Consider the following 19,923-nt stretch of genomic DNA (forward strand, 5'->3'; position numbering starts at 1 on the left):
GACTAAGACCTCCGCTGGAGCCCCTTCCATGGCCAAGGACCCCGGTCGCGTCCTGATTTTTGATACCACCCTGCGGGATGGTGAGCAGTCTCCGGGGGCGAGCCTCAACCTTGAGGAGAAGCTGGCCATCGCCCAGCAGCTGGCTCGGCTCGGCGTGGATGTGATCGAGGCTGGATTCCCTTTCGCCAGTCCCGGTGATTTTGCCGCTGTGCAGCGGATCGCCCAGCAGGTCGGTGGGGACAACGGTCCGATTATTTGCGGTCTGGCCCGGGCATCGAGGGCAGACATCAAGGCCTGCGCCGATGCGGTTGCACCGGCGCCGCGTCGCCGCATTCATACCTTTATTGCCACCAGCGACATTCACCTCGAGCACAAACTGCGCAAAAGCCGTGCCGATGTGCTGGGCATCGTTCCCGAGATGGTGAGCTATGCCCGCTCGCTTGTGGAAGACGTTGAATTCTCCTGTGAAGACGCAGGGCGAAGTGATCCGGAGTTCCTCTACGAGGTGATTGAGGCGGCGATTGCTGCGGGTGCCACCACGATCAACATTCCCGACACCGTTGGCTACACCACGCCGTCGGAGTTCGGTGCTCTGATCGCGGGCATCAATCAGCACGTGCCCAACATCGCCGATGCCGTGATCTCGGTGCATGGCCACAACGATCTCGGTCTGGCGGTGGCGAATTTCCTCGAAGCGGTCAAGAACGGCGCCCGTCAGCTCGAATGCACGATCAATGGCATTGGCGAACGCGCCGGCAATGCATCCCTCGAGGAGTTGGTGATGGCGTTGCATGTGCGGCGTCGCTACTACAACCCGTTCTTCGGACGGGATGAGGAAAGCCCTACGCCACTGACGGCCGTACGCACCGAAGAGCTGACCAAGACCTCCAGGCTGGTCTCGAATCTCACCGGGATGGTTGTTCAGCCCAACAAGGCAATCGTCGGTGCGAACGCCTTCGCCCATGAATCCGGCATTCACCAGGACGGCGTGCTCAAGAACCGCCTGACCTACGAAATCATCGATGCCAAGACCGTGGGGTTGTCTGACAACCGCATCTCTCTCGGCAAGCTCAGCGGTCGTAGTGCCGTTCGCGCCCGTCTGGAGGAGCTGGGCTACGACCTCACCCGTGAGGATCTCGATGAGGCGTTTGCTCGCTTCAAGGAACTCGCTGATCGCAAGCGGGAGATCACAGACCGTGATTTGGAGGCGATTGTCAGCGAACAGGTGCAGCAGCCTGAAGCCCGCTTCCAGTTGAAGCTGGTTCAGGTCAGCTGCGGAAGCAGCCTGCGCCCCACCGCCACCGTCACGCTCCTCGATGAAGAGGGCAGTGAGACCACAGGCTCGGCGGTGGGCACCGGTCCTGTGGATGCCGTCTGTCGTGCCTTGAACGATCTGGCGGGTGTGCCCAATGAATTGATCGAGTTTTCGGTTAAGTCGGTGACCGAGGGCATCGATGCCATGGGCGATGTGACCATCCGCCTGCGACGCAACGGTGCGCTCTATTCCGGCCACGCTGCCGACACCGATGTGGTGGTGGCAGCGGCGATGGCTTTTGTGAATGCTCTTAATCGCCTGGTGGCCGGTGAGGAGCGCCAGTCATTGCATCCGCAGAAGGATCCTGTTGTTCTGGAGACCCGACCGACGCTCTAGAGCCGACCCCATGCGCACCTCCACCGCCCGGGCTGTTCAGCTGGTGCTGCTGATTCTTCTTGCGCTGCTGGTGCTCACGCCGTTGCTCTGGTTGGTGAGCACCTCGCTCAAGGGTCCGGCGGAAGACATCTTCAGCAGTCCGCCGGCGTTGTTGCCCGCCCAGCCGAGCTTCGATGCCTACGTCCGGCTGTTTCAAGACAATCCCCTCACCACCTATCTGTTCAACAGCACCGTGGTGAGTGGCCTGGCGGTGCTGGCCAACCTGCTGTTCTGCTCCCTTGCCGCCTACCCCTTGGCCAGGTTGCGCTTCGCCGGCCGAGGCTTGGTGCTGGGCTTGGTGGTGGCCACGATCCTGATTCCTTTTCAGGTGGTGATGATTCCGCTGTATCTGCTGATGGTTCAGTTGGGGTTGCGCAACACCCTGCTGGCCTTGGTGATCCCCCAGGCGGCCACCGCTTTTGGTCTTTATCTCCTGCGCCAAAGCTTTCTTGGCGTTCCCAAGGAACTCGAGGAGGCGGCACGGATCGACGGTTGCAGTCGCTTGGGGGAATGGTGGAACGTGATGATCCCGGCTGCCAAAGCTGATCTCATCACCCTGGCGATGTTTGTCTTCATCGGCACTTGGAGTGATTTTCTCTGGCCTCTGGTGATTCTTGACGACCCATCGCTTTACACACTCCCTTTGGGGCTGCAGCAGCTGTCCAGCAGCTTTTCACTGGATTGGCGGATCGTTGCGGCCGGATCGGTGGTGTCAATCCTTCCGGTTCTATTGCTATTCGTGCTGTTGCAGCGCTTCATCCTGCCCAATGCCAGCGGGGATGCTGTGAAGGGATGAGTTGATGGACGTGCGCATGGCCGCAAAGGCATCCATGCGTTCCTGCATCAAGCCCATCTGTTGGCTGAGCAGGTCGCTGTGGGCATGGTCTGGTGTTTGTTGCTCCAGCTGATGGATCCGTTCTTGCAGCGCATGGATGCGTTGATCCTGCTGTTGCAATCCCTTCAGCAGCGTTACGACAAGAACACTCACAAGAGCGAGGCTGCCGCAGCTGATCAGTTTCAACAGCATGCGACCTCCCGAATCAGGCTGATGCTGACTTGAATGGGATGTTCCAACAAGAGCTGCTGTGATGTCTCTCGACGATCTGGATCAATTTCTGAACCTTCGGGACAGCGATCCTGGACTGGCCCAGGCCTTGGCACAGCCCATGGATCTTGAGCAGTTTCTTGCACTCGCTGCCGAGCGCGGATACGTCTTGACCGAGGCGGATGTCTTTGCGGCACAGCAGCGTGAACATCGCGTCAGAACAGCAGCGGAGCTTCAGCAGGATCAGGCCTCGGAATCGCGTCGCCTGCGCAATTTCATCAACGGCTGATCACCAACGCTTCACTTTTTATTGATCCAGTTTCACCACGTCCGGTGTTTCGCCGTGTACTTCTCCAATCCAGCGGGCGTGGTTCACGGCACCTTCGTGGGTGTGAAAGATCCAGGCGTCGTCAGGAGACGTTTGGCGTTCGATGCGCTGATCCACGGCATTGACGCTGAGATAGCCGCCGGCTGAACAGGAGCGCAGCACGTAGCGTTCGGCGTACTTGGTGAGCATTGGCTGAGAGGGGTATATCTGTTCGCTAGCGGTGCCTTGCGGCGGCTTGGCGCGAACTGCGGAATTGCTTTTACTTTTCTTCCTTGAGGGTTAATAGGGTTTGTTGTTGCCAGCTCAACCCCGTGGGTGCTGCAAATCGGCTCTGATGACCGCCGTCACGGAACCAGGGATCGCTGAGGGCCGTGATCTTCAGTTCGTCCGTTTTGAGATCCCAGGTGTTTTGGAGGTAGCTGCGGAGTTGTTCCGTCTCAGGGGGATCGGGCTGTTGCCAGTGCACCACGGCCAATTGCCCCGGTCGTGACTGGAGAATGGCCAGACGGTGATTCGGGTGGCCGTCGTTGGCGGGCTGAACGGATTCTTGAAGCTGCTCCTCGCAGACGTAAAGACGCAGCGGGACAGTGCTGTCAGGTTGGGGAAGTGGATATTTGTTGAGATACAGGGCACGAGCTTTCTGAAACGCTGCCCCAGGGGCCTTGGCCATCAAGCTGTTGTAGGCCTGCTGCAGCTGCTCACTCATGTGGTTGCCGCCATGTTGCTGGCTCCAGTGTGTGGATGATTCGGGGCCATGAACATGGGAGGATGGTGACACTTCCGGGATTGGATCGCGATGGCCAAACATCGCTCCCGCTACCGGTTGGTTGGCCTTGACGGTCAGCCTCATCCGGTGCTCGATGCCCCTTACGACACGTTGGAACTGGCCCTCGCCGAGGCCAGTGATTGGTGCACTGGACAAGGGGCTCGATGTTCGATGGGACAGCAGGGAATTGCAGTTGAAGTGCGAACCGACAGCGGTAGTTGGCGCACCATCGACTATCCGGTCAGTTGCTTGAGCCAATCCAGCGTGATGGTGGACTGATGTGGGTCAGTGTTGACCTCTGCGTTGTGCCGATCGGCGTTGGCGTCAGTCTTTCCCCCTACATCGCCGCCTGTGAACGCGTGATTGCTGCCACGGGCCTTCAGCATCAGCTGGGTCCCAATGGCACCGCGATCGAAGGCCCCTGGGAGGAGGTCATGGCTTGTGTGCGCGCTTGTCACGTTGAGTTGCACGGCATGGGAGCTCCACGGCTCTACACAACGCTCAAGCTCAACACCCGAACCGATCGGCAGCAGTCGTTCTCCGAGAAGGTCGCTTCCGTTGAGAACCTCCTCAGTGATTGAAAATCTATAGATCTTTGGTGGGTTTCGGCTCAGCTTGAGTCGCTTTTGGGATCAATGAGATTGTTCAGTGCTGCTCTGCCCCATGCGTCGAGGTTTCGGTGGGGTGTTGTTGGCTCTGCTGGTGATGAGCCTGACGGGAGGTGCCGTTCAGGCGTCAACGTGGGATCGCATCGCCAGTTACCTGCGACTGCTGCAGCGGGCGGGCGTGAATGCGCTGGTGGCGCCTGATTGTCCTGCCGGCTTGCTGGGGGCCTTTCATGAGGGCAAGCAGGCCCTCTTGATGTGTGGCAACAACCTTCCCGACGATCCATCGGTTGTTTGGATCGTTCTGGCCCACGAATCAGCCCATGTGATGCAGTCGTGCAACGGCGGAAACTTGATGCCCGCGCCGCTGTTGGCCAAAAACATGGCGGAGGCCCGCCGTCTTGAGCCGGATACTTTTCACGAGTTGCAGCTGTATCACACGAGTCAGCATCACGTTGAGGCGGAAGCCCGGCTGGTTCAGGCTCTGCCGCCCACCCAGGTGGTGGCCTTGTTTGAAAAACACTGCGCCACTCGACTCTCCCCTTGAAGCTGCTGATGCTCGACCCTTGGCTGATGGTGGTCGATAAGCCCGCCGGCCTGCTGACGCAACCGGGCCTCGGGCCTGATCAACAGGACTCCGTGATCACCCGATTGCAGCGCAAGGAGCAAGGTCTGCGATTGGTCCACCGCTTGGATCGCGACACCTCGGGTGTGCTGCTGCTGGCCAGGAGTGCCGATGCCCTACGGCGGCTCAGTGCCCTATTTGCCGAACGTCGCATCAACAAGCTGTACCAGGCGGATGTTGAGGGGGAGCTCCTTGGCCGCGGCTGCATTGCTAGCCCCTTGGCACGACTGTCACGCCAACCCCCGCGCTACGGCCGCCATCCCGAGGGACGTCTGGCGCTAACCCTTTGGAAAGTCTGCGCTGCTTGTGCCCACGGCACGCGGATCTGGCTGCGCCCGCTCACGGGGCGCTCCCATCAGCTGCGGGCCCATCTGGCCGAGCTCGGACACCCCATCGTTGGTGATCCCATCTATGGGGATGCCGCTCGTTCGTTCCGCTTGCATCTGCATTCCCAGGCCTTGAGCTTTCGGCATCCCTTCACCCACCGACGCGTTCGTTTGATCTCGCAGGAGGTTCCCTTTGCAACTGAGTTCTGAACTCGTTGGCTACCTGGCCGCTGGCTTGACGACGGTCAGCTTCTTTCCGCAGGCCATCAAGACGCTGCGCAGTGGTGACACCAAGTCCATCTCGTTGGGCATGTATGGCCTATTCACCAGTGGCGTTGCGCTTTGGTCGCTGTACGGCTTGCTGGTCAAGGATGGCCCTGTGCTGGTCGCCAACCTGATCACCCTGGTTCCGGCTGCCGTTGTGCTGCAGCGCAAGATTGTTGGATGCCGATGAAGGAGCAGCCGATCAACGTCGCGCTGGAATCGGATAGGGAATGCGGCGGTGTCGCATCCGTCGCCACACCTGTACGAAGGCACGGATCACCAATTCCACTTCGCTGCGGTTGAGGCTGCTTTTGCGCAATTGTCCATCCCGCTGTCGTGACTCCACGATTCGCCGCACCGTGTCCACCGCCTGCGCATCAGAGGTGTCTGGAGGAAGGGATCGCAGGGCTGCCTCACATCCGTCAGCCAGCATCAAAATTGCTGTTTCTTTGGAGCGAGGTTCGGGGCCTTTGTACCGAAAGCGGCGTTCCTCAACCGCTGCATCGCGCTCCTGGGCCTTGTGAAAGAAGTACCCCATTTTCAAGGTTCCCTGATGTTCAGGGATGAAATCGGCGATAGGCCTGGGTAGGCGGTGGCGCCGCGCCAGCTTCAGCCCCTCATCCACGTGGGCTTGAAGAACCGCCGCGCTCGCCTGGGGGTCGTCGAGCGCGTCATGGGGATTGGGGCCGTCTTTCTGGTTCTCGATGAACCAGTCAGGGGCATGCAGTTTGCCGACGTCGTGATACAGCGAGCCGGTCCGGATCAGATCCACGTCCGCACCGATGGCCCGCGCCCCTTCCTCCGCGAGTCCGCAGATCATCAGGGTGTGTTCAAACGTTCCAGGGGCTTCGCAGGAGAGGCGCCGCAGCAGGGGACGTTCCTGATCCGCCAGTTCCAGCAGCCGCGCCCGGGTGAGTAGTCCGAAGGACCCCTCGAGAATGGGGATCAGCAGCAGGCTGAGCATCAGCAGCACCCCGAGCAGCAGGGTGTCGGTGGCTAGTTCATCCAGGCTGGGATTCAGGCTTCCCCAGAGCCGCAGGCCCGTGAGGGGCTGTAGTTGCAGCAGCAGCCATTGGCCCACGAGGGCACCGATCGGCAGCAGCACCGTTAGTTGAAGGAGCTGTCCGCGGCTGCGTTGACGGCCCGCGATCAAGGCGCCAGCTGCAGCGACCGTTGCTGCCACAAGAAGGCGACCATCTCCCAGACCCTGCACGGGTTCCGGCCAGAGCAGAGCGGCTACACCCATCCAGACCAAACCGCAGCCTGTACCGAGACCTTCAGCCAGCACCAGGGTGGGTGGCACCAGAACGGCGAGCGGGCTCACGGTTCCCTTGAACCAGAGTTTGGCGACCTGCACCAGGAGAAGAAGTCCCACCGCCAGCAGGGCGTGGCATACCTCCAGGCCAGGCCGTTCGCGCCGCATCACCAACAGCATTGCTGCACAGCCAGCAGCAGCTTCCACGAACCGCTGAAACCAAATCAAAGGTTGGGGTTCGCGGCGCACGCGGCCGAAATAATCGAGCACGTCGTAGGCCTGGGGACTGATCGGTTCGCCTTTGCGGGTGATCAGATCTCCCTTGCGCACTTGGATCGTCGGGATGGCCTGTTTGGTCAGCTGCTCTTCGATCAGCTGTTTGCTCAGGTTCGGGTCGGTGCGCAGGTTGCTGCTCCCGCGCAGGGTGCTGGTCAGCACCTTGGTGGCCAGGGATCGGGACGCCGGCTCCTTCAGTGCGACAGCCTTCAGTTGAAGGTCGGCAGCCCGGCGCAATTGCTCAACGGCCAGATTGCTGACCAGTCCTTGGCTGAGCATCCGATTTGCAGTGCTTCGCACCGCGACATCCCAGGCGAGATGCTCCTGTTCGCTGCGTTGTTCCAGCCACTTCTGCTCCGGCTCGGACAGGTTGACCGGCCCGATCCGGGCTCCCGAACCGGTGTTGGTGATCTCCTGCAGCTGAAGCAGTTGCTGTTCCAGGCGTTGTTTAAGTCGTTGGTTCTGGTCTTGATCGATGACCTGGACCACTGATCGCGCCACCAGAGAGGCGCGCTGCTGCTCAAGGGCGGTGTTGTCCTGAACCAGGACATCTTTCGGTGCGATGGCGTCAAATGGTGCCAGCGATCCCGGCTGGAGTTCTGGTTTGATCAGCCAAGGCAGGCTTGAGACGGCCGCCACAGATAGGCACAACAGCAGAACGACGAGGGCTTGCAAGCGCGTCCAGCGCAGCAGGCGGCTCCCTGGGCCCTCGAGCCGCAGCCAGTTCCTCCTGAGGCTGCTCAGCCGTGGAACGCGAACCAAAAAGGACCCCGTAGCGGCTTCACGCTAGCTCTCTCCAGAGGGCATGCTGGACGCAGTGGACTGAGATGCCATGGCCCTGCGTTTGGATGGCAAGGTGCTGGCAAGGGATGTGGAGCGTCGTCTTCAATCCCTGATCGAACAGCGTCTGGCTGAGGTGGGGCGACCGCCAGGGTTAGCGGTGCTGCGTGTCGGAGAGGATCCGGCCAGCGCCGTCTACGTCGCCAACAAAGAAAAGGCTTGTGCTCGGATTGGTGTGGCCAGCTTTGGCGACCACCTCCCCGGCGACACTCCTGCTGCGGTCGTGCTTCAGACCATTGAACGGCTGAATGCCAACCCGGAGGTGGATGGGATCCTGCTCCAGCTTCCGCTCCCTGGAGGCCTTGATGAGGGGCCACTGCTGATGGCTATTGATCCCGAGAAGGATGCAGATGGTCTGCACACGCTCAATCTCGGCCGGCTGCTTAAGGGGGAACCGGGCCCGCGCAGCTGCACCCCCGCAGGAGTGATGGCGTTGCTGCGCAGCAATGGAATCGACCCGGCGGGCAAGCGCGCTGTGGTGATCGGTCGAAGCATTCTTGTGGGACAACCGATGGCCTTGATGCTCCAGGCGGCCAACGCGACCGTCACCATTGCCCATTCCCGCACGGCAGATCTGGCGGCGCACTCCCAGGAGGCTGAGATTCTGGTTGTGGCGGCAGGGCGTCCCCAGTTCATCGGGGCAGACCACGTGCGGCCGGGTGCGGCTGTGGTGGATGTCGGTATTCACCGCAAGCCTGAAGGCGGTCTATGCGGTGATGTTCGCGCTGATGAAATCGAGTCGATCGCCGGTGCGCTCTCACCTGTCCCAGGAGGTGTCGGACCGATGACGGTCACGATGCTTCTGGTCAACACCGTGGTGGCGTGGTGCAGACGCCACAACATTGACCATGATTTGGACGATCTCGTGCCCTGATCGATTCAATGGCGCTGCACTGGCTGTTTCCAACACCCGTTCTGCAGGCGGATCTTGAACCGGATGTCGCGACGGCCGCAGCCATGCAGCAACAGCTTGAGCAGTTCGACGCGCAGGTGTATCAGCACCCTGAGTTCAGCGATCGCAACAACCTCACGGGAGATTTGTTGGGCCACGCCGGCCTGGATCAGTTGCATCGTATGGATGCGTTCCAGTGGCTGAACGCTCAGTTATCTGTTCACGTGTCGGACTATCTCCATGCGCTCCTGGGGAACGATCACGGCCTTGTGGCGCACATCCAAAAAGCCTGGCCCGTGGTTTGTGCCAGAGATGGCGGAACAATTGATTTGCACAGCCATCGCAATGCTCAGTTGAGTGCGGTGTTTTATGTGTTGGCAGATCCGGCGAACGAGAGTGGGGAGCTTGAATTTGAGGCTCCCGACGATTACTTCAGCCATGTGATGGCGATTCCCTATCGCGATGCCGCCGTCTCCGGTGGTGTTTTCGCGCCGACGCCCCACCGGCTGTTGTTGTTCCCTTCGGATCTTCGGCATCGGGTGCTCCCCTATGAAGGGGGAGGACCCCGCTATTCGGTCTCCTATGACCTCGCCATCACCACGGCGCCAGGGAAGGGACGCGAGATGCGAACACCCCACCCCATGGATTGGGTCCCACTCGGCATCAAGGACTCGGCCTGAGAGAATCCCGCCAGCCAGGGTCCACCCATGAGCGCCGAGTTTGATTTCAAGGCCTATCTCGGCAAGGCCAAAGAGCGGGTGGAAACGGCACTTGATGGATCCCTAGGTCCTGAGAGGCCGGAGTCCTTAAGGGAAGCGATGCGGTATTCGCTGCTTGCCGGTGGAAAGCGGTTGCGTCCAATTCTTTGCCTCGCCGCCTGCGAGTTGGCCGGGGGGGACGCATCGCAGGCTCTGCCGACTGCGGTGGCGCTTGAAATGATCCACACCATGTCGCTGATCCATGACGACCTGCCGGCCATGGATGACGATGACTTGAGGCGTGGTCGTCCCACCAATCACAAGGTGTACGGCGAAGCCGTTGCCATCCTCGCGGGTGATGCACTGCTGACCCGAGCCTTTGAAATGGTGGCTCTGCGCAGTCTGGATGTTCCTGCTGAGCGTCTGCTCAAGGTGGTGGGAGAACTGTCGTTGGTGGCCGGTGCGCCAGGTCTGGTGGGCGGCCAGGTGGTGGATCTGGAAAGCGAAGGAAAGGAGGTGGATCTTGAAACCCTCGAGTACATCCACCTCCACAAAACGGGAGCTCTGTTGAGCGCTTGTGTCATTACTGGGGCCATGATTGGCGGCGCCGATGAAGCGCTGATCAAGGCCCTACGCGTCTACGCGAGGGGGATTGGCTTGGCGTTCCAGATCATTGACGACATTCTCGACATCACCGCCAGCAGCGAGGTGTTGGGCAAAACCGCCGGCAAAGATCTCATCGCCGATAAGACCACCTATCCCAAGCTTCTGGGGTTAGAGGAATCCCGCCACAGGGCTGACGCGTTGGTCAATGAAGCGAAAGAAGCCCTCCAGCCTTGGGCCGAGAAGGCGGTTCCCCTGCTCGCATTGGCCGACTTCATCACCAGCCGCGACCGATGATCGAAGCCATTCCCTCCCACGCTGTTGTGCAGGAGGTTTTCGACAACAGTTCGCTGACCTGGGGCTTGATGGCCTGCGGTGTAGCTCAGTTGTCCAAACTGTTCCTTGAGTTGCTGCTGCACCGCCGTTGGCGTCCGGCGGTGCTGATTGAAACCGGTGGCATGCCCTCCAGCCACTCCGCCCTGGTCACAGGGACGGCGGCGTGTGTTGGATGGACCCTTGGTTTTGATCACCCCCTGTTCGCGCTCGCGGCGATGGTGGCGTTTGTCGTGATGTACGACGCCAGCGGCATTCGTCGCGCTGCCGGGCTGACGGCGGAACGGGTCAACGGCCTGCCTGATTCGCTTTGGCCGGAGCCCCATGCGAAGCCGCTTAAGGAAAGCCTGGGCCACAGTCGGCTGCAGGTGCTGGTGGGCAGCCTGATGGGCCCCGCCATCGCCTTGCCAGGCTTGGTGTATCTGGGATCACCGCTGCATCTGGTGGCCCGTCTTGGAGCGGGGCTGGGGTGACCGCAGCCGCTGAGCTCACCGCTGATCAGCAGGCGGCGGCAGATGCCTTTGCGGCCTGGCTCAATCAGCCCGTTGATGGCACGCCGTTTGTGCTCAGTGGTTTCGCCGGCAGCGGCAAGACCTTCCTCTCGATGCGGCTGTTAAGGCAGGTGGAAGCCAGCGGATTGTGTTGGACCGTTGTGGCCCCAACCCACAAAGCGGTTGGCGTTTTACGCCAGGCGCTGGAGTTGGAGGGTCTCCAACCCACCTGGTATCCCTCCACCATCCATCGTTTGTTGCGGCTGAAGCTCAAGCGATCCGCTGACGCTGAACTCTGCGAACCCACAGAGCAGACGGCCATGGCCCTGGAGAACCTGGGTTTGGTGCTGATTGACGAAGCTTCCATGGTCGACAGCACCCTGCTGGGCATTGCCCTCCAGTGCGCCCATCCGTTCAAGACCCGTTTGGTGTTCGTTGGTGACCCCGCCCAGTTGCCACCGGTGGGAGAGGAGAACAGTCCCGTTTTTGCGATGCAACGGTCTTGTTCCGCCACGTTGACCGAGGTGGTTCGTCATCAAGGACCCGTGCTCCAGCTGGCCTCTGGTCTCCGGGAGGGTCGCTTGCCCTGCCAGATGCCGCCGCTGATGCCGCCGATTCGATCACCGCAGGGCCAGGTGTGCAGCTTGATCCAACGGGAGTGGCTGGATCAGGCCCGGCGTGCCTTGCGTGAAGCCTCGGTGCAAGACAACCCCGATGCTGCACGCATCCTCTGCTACACGAACCGCACCTTGGATCGTCTTGTGCCCCATGCGCGCCGTGCCATTCATGGGGAGATGGCGGATCAGATGCCGGTGCTGCCTGGTGAGGTGTTGATCAGTCGCACTGCGGTGATGGCACCGGCCTCAAGGGATGGTGAAGAGGCCGGCGAAGAACCCGACATGGTGTTGGGTTCCAACCGCGAAGTGACTGTGCGTGACATCAAGCCGGAGGCCTGTGATCTGGCGGATTTCGGCCTGTCGTCAGCCGACGGTCCCGTGCCTGTGATCGAGACGCTGTCTGCGACGGTGAATGCCGGGGATCTGGAACTCACCCTGCGCCTGCAGCCTCCGATCGGAAGTTCCGGTCGTCAGGAGCTTGATGCGGTGATGCACCGCCTGCGCAAGCAGGCCCGTGATGCCGGTAAAAAAAATGGGCGAGCGATCTGGCGTCAGTACTTTTTGATTCGCGATGCTTTCGCTTCGCTTGGTCCTGCAGCTGTGCTCACGGTGCATCGCAGCCAAGGCAGCAGCTTCGGGGATGTTTTTGTGGCGCCAGATGTGTTCCGGGCGGATCCCTCGATTCGTCAGCAGCTCTGTTATGTCGCTGTGTCCCGTGCTCGCACGGGGGTCTGGTTGCTCGGCGGGGAGACGTCGTCTGACCTGCGCGCCTCATGGCAGCGCGAATTCGACAACGCGAGAGAACCCAAATGAATCAGCTGATCATCAGCCCACTGATGCCCTGCCAGCCCAGATAGGCCCCTAGCCCGAAACTCAGGCTTCCCACCACCAGTTCCCCGCGTCGGAGAAGGGCTGCTTTGCCGTTTTGCAGAAGCGGCAGGACCCGCTGACGTCCGGCTAACACAGCCAAAAATGGAATCACAAGTAGGGCACTGGCCGCGGCGCTGAACCCTGCGCTGCAGGCAATTTCTTCACGCAAAGGCAACTGTGCGGCAAGAATCACGGCTGCGCTCTTGGCGAACAGCAGCAGGTCGTCGGGACTGATGACTTCTGTGACGCTGCTGATTAGTAACAGCAAGGGAAGTGGCATTGCTGCAAAGCGATCCACGGCACTGCTCCAGGACGGGGCTGCTCCGTTTTCCAGCACGCCTCGAACCAGTTCACGCCCGCCCAGGGCGATTAAGGCTCCACCGCCAATCAGATCAAGGCCTGTTCGGTGGTCGGATCCCTGGGTCATGTCCAGGAGTAGTCCATGTCCAAGAGTCAGCAGCCCGATAACTGCCAGGGCGCTGGTCAGCAGCCACCCACCCAGAAACAACCCACCACGCCGCAGGGGCGACTCCCCCAGCAGCAGTAGCAGCATCAGAACGATATGAATGGGCGAGAGTGCCACGCCAATCCCGTAGGTCAGCAGCTCCGTCCAGATCCTGGGTTCCGCCATTCATTCAGGTTATGAACCTCGATCGTTGATGTTCGACAAGCGCCTTGCTCAGAGTCGCAGGATCAACGCGGCCAGGCCAATACTCACCCCTAGGCTCACAACGCCGAGAATGGCTCTCCAGAAGGCTTTGTCTTTGGTATCAAGGAAGTTGCTCAAGGAACGCCAGGTTCTTTAGTCGTCAGTTTTGCCACCTGTCAGCAGGTAAGGAAAGGTGCGATTGATCGGGCGGTGCAGAGACCGCAGTGTTTTGTTGTAGTGAACGTTGGCCATAACGCTGTAGCGGCGCCCCAGAATCAGTGCACGGTCTAAATCGGCTTCACAGCTGCGGATGTCGGTGTGTACTTCGCGTGCCTGATCTGACACCGGTGCAGCAGCAGGAATCAACGCCGAAAACTGTCCTTCCCTGTGCCTCCAGCTCTGACAGGCCTCGAGGGCCTCTGTCGCTGAATCGAACACCTGCTTCGTCGTCTCCCGTCGCGTGCTCATCGCCTCCATGCCGAGCAGGGGCAGTGCTGTGATCAAGAGGACAAATCCGAAGCGGAGCATGCGTCAGGCGCGAAGGTCCTGCTTCAGCCGTAGCTAGGTGGGCTGAGCGTGGCAGTGTCCTTCCCAATGTTTTCGCTTGTACGTTTCAGTACCGCACTTCGAACCAGTCATCGCCTGTGACAGGGAGGTGGCTTGGTTTCACCCGAAGCACTCGCGCGCCCGGAGGTCCGACCTCACACCAGGCCCGAAGTTCAGACAAGGCGAGTGGTGGGCCTTCGGCTTGCACTTCGACACTGCCATCGCTTTGGTTGCGAACCCATCCGCTGATCCCGAGATCCAGGGCGCGCCGACTGCAGCTGGCGCGGAATCCCACCCGTTGGACGCGTCCCTCGATTACCCAGCGCCAGCGTTCGACGAACGGTTGTATCCGTTGGTGTTGCTGGCGGCTGACAAACCGTTTGGCGATCGCTTCTCCCCGGCTTCGAGCGCGGCGCGCCATCGGGAGCAAATCGTCGTAGAGCTGGCCCAGTGCAGGTGTACCCAGCTCGCGTGAACCGTCTGATCGACCCATCCTTCCGAATGTCGATGGACTTTCCATCCCTCAATGTCCCACAGCACTGATCGGTCGGAGGGCTGCCGATTGGTGTGCAGCTCCCAACGGTGAAATTCGTGACCAACGAGCTTTTGACCGCTCTGAACGACAGGGCTGTCCCGCCGAGCCTGCAGGCGGCGGTAGCCCACGTGCAGCCGGCCACGCTGGGCCTTGAACGGAAGAATGCCCGTCATGTTGTGCCCGTTGCCATCGAGGTCCTGAAGCCTCTGTCCGAGCATGAGCATCCCACCGCATTCGGCGTAGACAGGCCGATGCTGCACGAACTGTCGAAGAGACCTCAGGCTTTGTTCACAGCCGCTGAGTTGGGCTGCATGCTGCTCTGGGAAGCCGCCCGGCAAGATCAGCCCCTTGGCTTCGGCAGGGATGGGCGCATCGGCAAGGGGACTCCAACGGAGCACGGGCATGCCCATTTGCTCCAGCAGTTCACAGGTTTCCTGGTAGCGGAAGTGAAAGGCAGCATCACTGGCAAGAGCCACAGGAAGGGGTTGCCCCTTCACCGCTGGGATGTCGGCCAGAGGGTGCGGCCCTCGGCGGGGTGCCAGAAGCAAGGGCTCCAGGCGTTCCATGTTCAGATGCTCGCTGGCCAGAGCGGCCCAGGCTTGGCGTCGTTGTTCGGGAGCTTCCATTTCATGGGCAGGGGCCAAACCGAGATGACGGCCCGGCAGTGCAAGGGCCTCGGTGCGCGGTAGACAGCCCAGCAAGGGCACCTGCATGCGGTCAAGTACCTCTCCGAGGAGCTCCCGGTGCCTGGGGCTGCTGACCTTATTCAGTACCACTCCGGCGATTGCCAGGTTGGGATCGTGATCGCGGAATCCGCGAACGAGGGCGCCGAGGGAGGCGGCCTGCCCCCCGGCATCCAGCACCAGCACCACCGGCAAGCCCAGCAGGCGGGCCACGTCGGCGGTGCTTCCCGTTTCACTGCTGCCGATGCCGTCGAACAGGCCCATCACTCCCTCCACGAGGGTTAGGTCAGCGACTCCGCCGTAACCGTGAAATGCCCGCCGAACCCAGTCTTCCCCGCACAAATTGAGATCGAGGTTGCGACAGGCCTGACCGGAGGCTTGGCTCAGCAGCTGGGCATCGAGATAGTCCGGTCCAACCTTGAAGGGTTGGATTCTTCGTCCGTTCTGATGCGCCCAGCTCAACAGTGCCAGGCTCAGCAGGGTCTTGCCGCTGCCACTGGCTGGTGCAGCGATGACGGCGGCCATGGCTTAAACGCGGCTCAGCCCAGCAGCCTGGCAGCCAGTGGTGCAGCAGCGGCCAGGAGGGGGTTGGTGCTGTCGTGACCGCCGCCGAGCAGTCGGGCGACATCCATTTCCGGGGTGTCGTGCTGAACGGGAACAACTTCTTCATGCAGCTCGAGGTTGGCCATGCCGCCACCTTCCAAACGCATGCACCCCCCTGATTCAGCGCAGAGAATCACACAAACGCCTTGGCCGTTCTCCGGCTCAGCAATCAGTCGAAGCCCCACCATCTGTCCCGCATGCACGTTGGGCTGGCCCGTCGGTACAGCCATTAGTTGAAAGCGCACCTCCGTGTCATCGGAACGCTTGAACAGGGCTGATGTGCCGTCGTCGGTCGCGGCGGAAGAGACCAACGTCCAACCGAGCCGATCGGCGATCCAGGCGGCAAGCAGCAGCCCTTGGGCGGGATGATGTCCTTCCACATCGATGTCCAGGCGTGTGATGTGGCTTAAGGCATCACGCTGTTGCGGCGGGTCAAACACCATGGCGAGGGTCTCGCGCCAGCTGCGCAATCGCAGCCAGTTGAGATCGTTCACCGCCTGGCCGTTCTCCACGCGGGAGCGCAGCAGGTCAAGGCACTGATGCGGATCCCCCATCGCTGTATCGATGATCAGACGACGGGGCGCGCTGGTCAGCCGCTGCATCAGGTCCGGCGCTTCATCCATGCATCCGTTCCACCAGACCCAGGCAGGCATCGATGAAGGCAGCAGCGGTTCGAGAATTGAGAGTCCTTCATTGAGGGCGCCATGGCCGCCCCGCAGAACCACAACATCCCCACACGCGGTGGTGCCACCCCCTTCTTCAGGCAGCGGGCAGTAGGCGGCCACGAGTGTTTCCAACGACTGCTCCGTATCAATCGTTGGTGCCAGGGTGATCAGGCGACGAGGCATCAGTGCACTCAGGGCCGGATCGATGTACTGCCCACGCAGGTCTTCTGCGCTGGCCTGTCCCCCCAAATCAGCCATCGCCTTCACCACAGCCCCATCGAGGGGAGGTGTGCTGAGGGGGAGGTCGGCATCCATCACCGCTTGGCGACCCGCAGCGATCAAGGGGGCGGACTGCTGTCCGGTGATGGGCCCAGGCAGGCGGCCACACCGGATCAATTGCTGCTCGGCCCAGGCGGGTTGCCAGATCAGCAGGCAGAAGGTGTTCGCACCGGTGCCAGTGCTGCCCTGCTGCTCCGGGGACCAGAGTTGCTCGAGGTAGTGGGGCACCTCCGCAGGTGCCAGTTCAAGCGGGGTTTGGAGGGTGAGCTGAGGTGACATCGTGACGGAGCAGCAGGGAGTGGAGCGGGACGTGGAGAGCTGAGAAACAGGTCAGTTATGGGCGTCGCCAGAGCAGTCCGTCTTTCGCCAGTAGGGCATCCGCTGCGGCAGGCCCCCAGGTGCGTGATTCGTAGGGATGGACCGGCAGCTGCCAGGGGCTGTCTTCAATCAGCTCCAGCAGAGGGGTGTACAGACGCCATGCGGCTTCCACTTCATCGCTGCGGGTGAACAGGGTGGGATCGCTGAGCATGGCGTCAGCGAGGAGCCGCACATAGCCTTCATCGGAGGGTTCTCCGAACGATTCGTCATAGGAGAATTCCATGTCGATGGGGCGACTCCGCATCCCAGACCCTGGTGATTTCACCTCGAAGCGGAATTCAGCTCCTTCATCCGGCTGGATGCGCAGAATGAGCTGATTGGCGGTGGGACCTCCGGTGGCCGCATCAAATAGATGCACCGGCGCCTCGCGGAAGGTGAGCACCACTTCACTCATGCGCTTGGCCAGGCGTTTGCCGGTGCGCACATAGAACGGAACGCCCTGCCAGCGCCAATTGTCGATGAACAGTTTCATCGCCACGTAGGTCTCGGTGGTGCTGTTGGGATCGACACCGGGTTCATGGCGGTAACCAGCCAGGGGTGATTCCGCTGAACCACCGGGACCGTACTGGCCGCGGATGCAGCAGTTCCAGGGCTCGAGCTCGTCAGCGAGTCGGGCGGACTGGAGCACCTTGGCTTTTTCGTTGCGGATGGCTTCCGGATCAAAGCGACCTGGAGGTTCCATGGCGGTGATCGCCAGCATCTGTGTCAGGTGGTTCTGCACCATGTCCCTCAGAGCACCTGCCGATTCGTAGTACCCGGCGCGCTCCTCCACCCCGACGGTTTCAGCTGCGGTGATCTGAACACTGGAGATGTAATTGCGGTTCCAGATCGGCTCGAAGATCGTGTTGGCAAAGCGCAGAACCATGATGTTCTGGACGGTTTCCTTGCCCAGGTAATGGTCGATGCGAAAGATCTGGTTCTCCTGCCCACAGGTCTGGACCACACGATTGAGGGCCTGGGCACTGCCGTAGTCGCGACCGAATGGCTTCTCGATCACCACCCGGCTGCGTTTGGGATCTTTCAACAGGCCTGCGTCGGCGAGTGAGCGGCAGCCACTGCCGTAGAACTTGGGCGACACAGAGAGGTAAAACGTGCGGTTGCCGCGGGTGGCGCACTGTTGATCGATCTGCTCGAGCCGTCCGCCGAGCCGAACAACATCCTCAGGTTGCTGAAGGTCGACCGGCTCGTAGAAGAGTTTGCTGACGAATTGCTCCCAGGCCTGGGGGTCGTCCTTGATGGTGCTGGAGAGCGCTTCCGCCATCTTTCCGCGGAACTCCTCATCACTCCACGGCCGTCGAGCACAGCCAAGAAGGGCAAACTCACTGGGAAGTCGCCGTTGCTTGAACAGCTCGAAAAGGGCTGGAACCAGTTTGCGGTGGGTCAGATCCCCGCTCGCGCCGAAAATCACCAGACACTGCGGCGCGATCACGCGCTCCTGTCGCAGTCCAACCCGTAGGGGGTTTGTCATCGTGGCGACCATGGAGCGTCCAGGCTTCTGACGCTGGTTTAGGCACGGAAGTGGCAACAGACATGGACTTGCTGCTTTGTTTCCGTGTTGATCTCAGCTTTTGTTTTCAACCGAAAAAAAAAGTCCACCCCGAGGGGTGGACCGGAAACGATCTGAAGGCGATCGATCAATAGGTTTCAACGTGCCAGCGATCGGCTTTCTTCAGCTGCGGGCGAAGTTCAGACCAGTCGAGGCCCTTGGCAGCAGCAGCGGCTGTCATGGCTTCGTCGATGCCCGGCTCCATGCCGCGAAGACCACACATATAAACGTGGGTCTTGGGATCTTCGATCATGGCGAAGATCTCTTCAGCGTGCTCCAGAACACGGTCCTGGATGTACATCCGGCCGCCCTTGGCGTTCTGCTCTTCCCGACTGATCGCCTTGGTGTAGCGGAAGTTGTCGGGGTACTCCTTCTCGTAGTGGAGGAAATCCTCGTCATAGAGAAGGTTGGCTGTTTTGGGTGCGCCCATGAACAGCCAGGCTTTGCCGCGGAACTTCCACCCGTTGGTGTCTTGTTCGCGGGGCTCGAACATGCGGCGGAGATAGGTGCGCATCGGGGCGATGCCTGTGCCCGTCGCCAGCATGATCACGTTGGCCTCTTCATCGTCAGGCAGGAGCATCTCCTTACCAACCGGTCCGGTGATTTTCACCTTGGTGCCGGGTTCGATGTCGCAGAGATAAGTGGAGCAGACCCCATAGATCTGTTCGCCGGCATCGTTCTTGTACTCGAGCTGGCGAACGCACAGGGAGACGGTGTTGCCCTCGAGGTTGTCGCCGTGGCGCGTGCTTGCGATGGAGTACAGCCGCAGCTTGTGAGGTTTGCCTTTGGCGTCTTCACCCTCGGGGATGATTCCGATGCTCTGGCCTTCGATGTACTTCAGCTGAGGATCACCACCTGCGAGATCAAAGGTGATGTGCTGAACACGTCCGATCGCACCGTCCTTCAGCAGGGAGTAGTTCTCGGTCACCGTTCCCATGAACGGTGTTTTGGGCTTGTAGGTGTTGACCGGTACGTCGGCGTGGGGCTTTTTCTTCGGGGCGCTTGACGTCACGGCTTTCTTAGCGGGTTTTTTGGCGGTTTTTTTGGCAGGTGCCGGGGTGGCGGCAACGGGAGCGGCTGAATGCTCTACTTCCACACCATTCACCGAAACGATTTTGGCGCCGCTGGCCCCCAATTGCTTGAAAAGTGCGGAAAACTGGTTCATAGCAACGGTGTAGGTCTGAACCACGGACGGTTGTGAGCCGACCTGGGGACCACTTGCCACAACAGTGAACAGAACCTCATTGCAATGTTCTGTCGCTGCATTGGACACCCGCATTGAAATTACCTGATTTTTGTGGCGCGACTATAGGCGTGGCCTTCGATTTCACACAAAAAGGTTGCTCTTTGGAACAGAATTCGATGTGATTCAGACGACCTCCTTAAGATCCCCAGGTTCGGTCTCTCGCTTCGGCGCCTCTTTTGGTTCTCCCCCAGACAATGTTTGGACGTGGGCTTCAAACCTCCAGCGATTCAGCGACTGCGATTGAGCAGACCATGGAGCGGCTGCCCCAG

The 19,923-nt window shown here is 60.7% G+C and carries 24 protein-coding genes; 13 read left to right on the plus strand and 11 right to left on the minus strand.

The genetic code is table 11. The features are described from left to right. Positions 1 to 28 precede the first annotated feature (28 nt). Together NCN06_RS10465 and NCN06_RS10470 are read left to right on the plus strand one after the other, a co-directional pair. Positions 29 to 1,651 carry a 2-isopropylmalate synthase gene (locus tag NCN06_RS10465; protein WP_226398851.1) on the plus strand — a complete coding sequence of 541 codons (1,623 nt, stop codon included), beginning with the start codon at positions 29 to 31 and terminating at the stop codon, positions 1,649 to 1,651. Positions 1,652 to 1,661: 10 nt separating this feature from the next. After that, positions 1,662 to 2,486: a carbohydrate ABC transporter permease gene (locus NCN06_RS10470; RefSeq protein WP_115025307.1), complete on the plus strand. Its 825-nt coding sequence runs from the start codon at positions 1,662 to 1,664 to the stop codon at positions 2,484 to 2,486. Here the strand turns inward: NCN06_RS10470 and NCN06_RS10475 are convergent. Then, on the minus strand, positions 2,424 to 2,717 hold the full coding sequence (locus tag NCN06_RS10475; RefSeq protein ID WP_226398850.1) for a hypothetical protein: 294 nt from the start codon (positions 2,715 to 2,717) through the stop codon (positions 2,424 to 2,426). The two genes, NCN06_RS10470 and NCN06_RS10475, sit on opposite strands and share 63 nt — an antisense overlap. A gap of 61 nt (positions 2,718 to 2,778) precedes the next feature. Between NCN06_RS10475 and NCN06_RS10480 the strand changes: the two genes are divergently transcribed. Further along, entirely contained in the window at positions 2,779 to 3,024 is a 246-nt protein-coding gene (locus NCN06_RS10480) for a Nif11-like leader peptide family natural product precursor (RefSeq protein WP_115025305.1), read from the plus strand. A gap of 18 nt (positions 3,025 to 3,042) precedes the next feature. On the opposite strand, the gene NCN06_RS10485 is transcribed toward NCN06_RS10480, so the two are convergent. Both NCN06_RS10485 and NCN06_RS10490 read right to left on the minus strand, forming a co-directional pair. Beyond that, complete coding sequence (locus NCN06_RS10485) at positions 3,043 to 3,252, minus strand: hypothetical protein (protein WP_226398849.1); 210 nt, start codon at positions 3,250 to 3,252, stop codon at positions 3,043 to 3,045. 70 nt (positions 3,253 to 3,322) lie between these two features. Continuing rightward, entirely contained in the window at positions 3,323 to 3,769 is a 447-nt protein-coding gene (locus NCN06_RS10490; RefSeq protein WP_226398848.1) for a hypothetical protein, read from the minus strand. Between the two features lie 90 nt (positions 3,770 to 3,859). Between NCN06_RS10490 and NCN06_RS10495 the strand changes: the two genes are divergently transcribed. From NCN06_RS10495 to NCN06_RS10515, 5 genes are all read left to right on the plus strand, one after another. Next, the gene (locus tag NCN06_RS10495; RefSeq protein ID WP_115025302.1) at positions 3,860 to 4,108 is read left to right on the plus strand and encodes a hypothetical protein; all 249 of its coding nucleotides are present in this window, start codon (positions 3,860 to 3,862) and stop codon (positions 4,106 to 4,108) included. Further along, on the plus strand, positions 4,108 to 4,410 hold the full coding sequence (locus NCN06_RS10500) for an MTH1187 family thiamine-binding protein (RefSeq protein WP_115025301.1): 303 nt from the start codon (positions 4,108 to 4,110) through the stop codon (positions 4,408 to 4,410). The genes NCN06_RS10495 and NCN06_RS10500 overlap by 1 nt, the downstream gene beginning before the upstream one ends. Positions 4,411 to 4,492: 82 nt before the next feature. Beyond that, a complete protein-coding gene (locus NCN06_RS10505) occupies positions 4,493 to 4,981 on the plus strand; it encodes a hypothetical protein (protein ID WP_226398847.1) in 489 nt (162 codons plus the stop codon). A gap of 8 nt (positions 4,982 to 4,989) precedes the next feature. Beyond that, positions 4,990 to 5,595 carry an RluA family pseudouridine synthase gene (locus NCN06_RS10510; RefSeq protein WP_226398846.1) on the plus strand — a complete coding sequence of 202 codons (606 nt, stop codon included), beginning with the start codon at positions 4,990 to 4,992 and terminating at the stop codon, positions 5,593 to 5,595. Further along, positions 5,579 to 5,839, plus strand: a complete 261-nt coding sequence (locus NCN06_RS10515; RefSeq protein WP_370631216.1) for a SemiSWEET family sugar transporter — start codon at positions 5,579 to 5,581, stop codon at positions 5,837 to 5,839. Before NCN06_RS10510 ends, NCN06_RS10515 begins: the two co-directional genes overlap by 17 nt. Positions 5,840 to 5,851: 12 nt before the next feature. Here the strand turns inward: NCN06_RS10515 and NCN06_RS10520 are convergent, their stop codons facing one another. Continuing rightward, positions 5,852 to 7,942 carry an HDIG domain-containing metalloprotein gene (locus tag NCN06_RS10520; protein WP_250398910.1) on the minus strand — a complete coding sequence of 697 codons (2,091 nt, stop codon included), beginning with the start codon at positions 7,940 to 7,942 and terminating at the stop codon, positions 5,852 to 5,854. A gap of 70 nt (positions 7,943 to 8,012) precedes the next feature. On the opposite strand from NCN06_RS10520, the gene folD reads away from it, so the two are divergent. From folD to NCN06_RS10545, 5 genes are read left to right on the plus strand one after another with little or no spacing between them, the layout of a single operon-like run. Then, positions 8,013 to 8,894 (plus strand): bifunctional methylenetetrahydrofolate dehydrogenase/methenyltetrahydrofolate cyclohydrolase FolD, encoded by an 882-nt coding sequence (gene folD, locus NCN06_RS10525; protein WP_115025298.1) that lies wholly within the window; start codon positions 8,013 to 8,015, stop codon positions 8,892 to 8,894. Positions 8,895 to 8,902: 8 nt separating this feature from the next. Then, positions 8,903 to 9,592, plus strand: coding sequence for a TIGR02466 family protein (locus NCN06_RS10530; RefSeq protein ID WP_226398843.1), 690 nt, complete (start codon positions 8,903 to 8,905; stop codon positions 9,590 to 9,592). A gap of 27 nt (positions 9,593 to 9,619) precedes the next feature. Further along, positions 9,620 to 10,510, plus strand: a complete 891-nt coding sequence (crtE, locus tag NCN06_RS10535) for a geranylgeranyl diphosphate synthase CrtE (protein WP_226398842.1) — start codon at positions 9,620 to 9,622, stop codon at positions 10,508 to 10,510. Beyond that, the gene (locus NCN06_RS10540; protein ID WP_115025295.1) at positions 10,507 to 11,019 is read left to right on the plus strand and encodes a divergent PAP2 family protein; all 513 of its coding nucleotides are present in this window, start codon (positions 10,507 to 10,509) and stop codon (positions 11,017 to 11,019) included. The genes crtE and NCN06_RS10540 overlap by 4 nt, the downstream gene beginning before the upstream one ends. Further along, positions 11,016 to 12,467, plus strand: coding sequence for an ATP-dependent DNA helicase (locus tag NCN06_RS10545; protein ID WP_226398841.1), 1,452 nt, complete (start codon positions 11,016 to 11,018; stop codon positions 12,465 to 12,467). Before NCN06_RS10540 ends, NCN06_RS10545 begins: the two co-directional genes overlap by 4 nt. A gap of 1 nt (position 12,468) precedes the next feature. On the opposite strand, the gene NCN06_RS10550 is transcribed toward NCN06_RS10545, so the two are convergent. From NCN06_RS10550 to NCN06_RS10580, 7 genes are all read right to left on the minus strand, one after another. Further along, a complete protein-coding gene (locus NCN06_RS10550) occupies positions 12,469 to 13,155 on the minus strand; it encodes a GAP family protein (protein WP_115025293.1) in 687 nt (228 codons plus the stop codon). Positions 13,156 to 13,326: 171 nt separating this feature from the next. After that, positions 13,327 to 13,701: a hypothetical protein gene (locus tag NCN06_RS10555; protein WP_226398840.1), complete on the minus strand. Its 375-nt coding sequence runs from the start codon at positions 13,699 to 13,701 to the stop codon at positions 13,327 to 13,329. An 85-nt stretch (positions 13,702 to 13,786) separates the two neighbouring features. Then, a complete protein-coding gene (locus tag NCN06_RS10560) occupies positions 13,787 to 14,107 on the minus strand; it encodes an acylphosphatase (protein WP_350223192.1) in 321 nt (106 codons plus the stop codon). Continuing rightward, positions 14,035 to 15,462 (minus strand): cobyrinic acid a,c-diamide synthase CobB, encoded by a 1,428-nt coding sequence (locus NCN06_RS10565; RefSeq protein WP_250398912.1) that lies wholly within the window; start codon positions 15,460 to 15,462, stop codon positions 14,035 to 14,037. The genes NCN06_RS10560 and NCN06_RS10565 overlap by 73 nt, the downstream gene beginning before the upstream one ends. 14 nt (positions 15,463 to 15,476) lie before the next feature. Next, positions 15,477 to 16,763: a glucose-6-phosphate dehydrogenase assembly protein OpcA gene (locus tag NCN06_RS10570; protein WP_115025289.1), complete on the minus strand. Its 1,287-nt coding sequence runs from the start codon at positions 16,761 to 16,763 to the stop codon at positions 15,477 to 15,479. Between the two features lie 55 nt (positions 16,764 to 16,818). After that, the gene (gene zwf, locus NCN06_RS10575; protein WP_115025288.1) at positions 16,819 to 18,342 is read right to left on the minus strand and encodes a glucose-6-phosphate dehydrogenase; all 1,524 of its coding nucleotides are present in this window, start codon (positions 18,340 to 18,342) and stop codon (positions 16,819 to 16,821) included. Positions 18,343 to 18,496: 154 nt separating this feature from the next. After that, on the minus strand, positions 18,497 to 19,687 hold the full coding sequence (locus NCN06_RS10580) for an FAD-binding oxidoreductase (protein WP_226398838.1): 1,191 nt from the start codon (positions 19,685 to 19,687) through the stop codon (positions 18,497 to 18,499). Between the last annotated feature and the right edge of the window lie 236 nt (positions 19,688 to 19,923).

It is taken from the genome of Synechococcus sp. MU1648, from assembly GCF_023630615.1.
Classification (GTDB): Bacteria; Cyanobacteriota; Cyanobacteriia; order PCC-6307; family Cyanobiaceae; genus Parasynechococcus.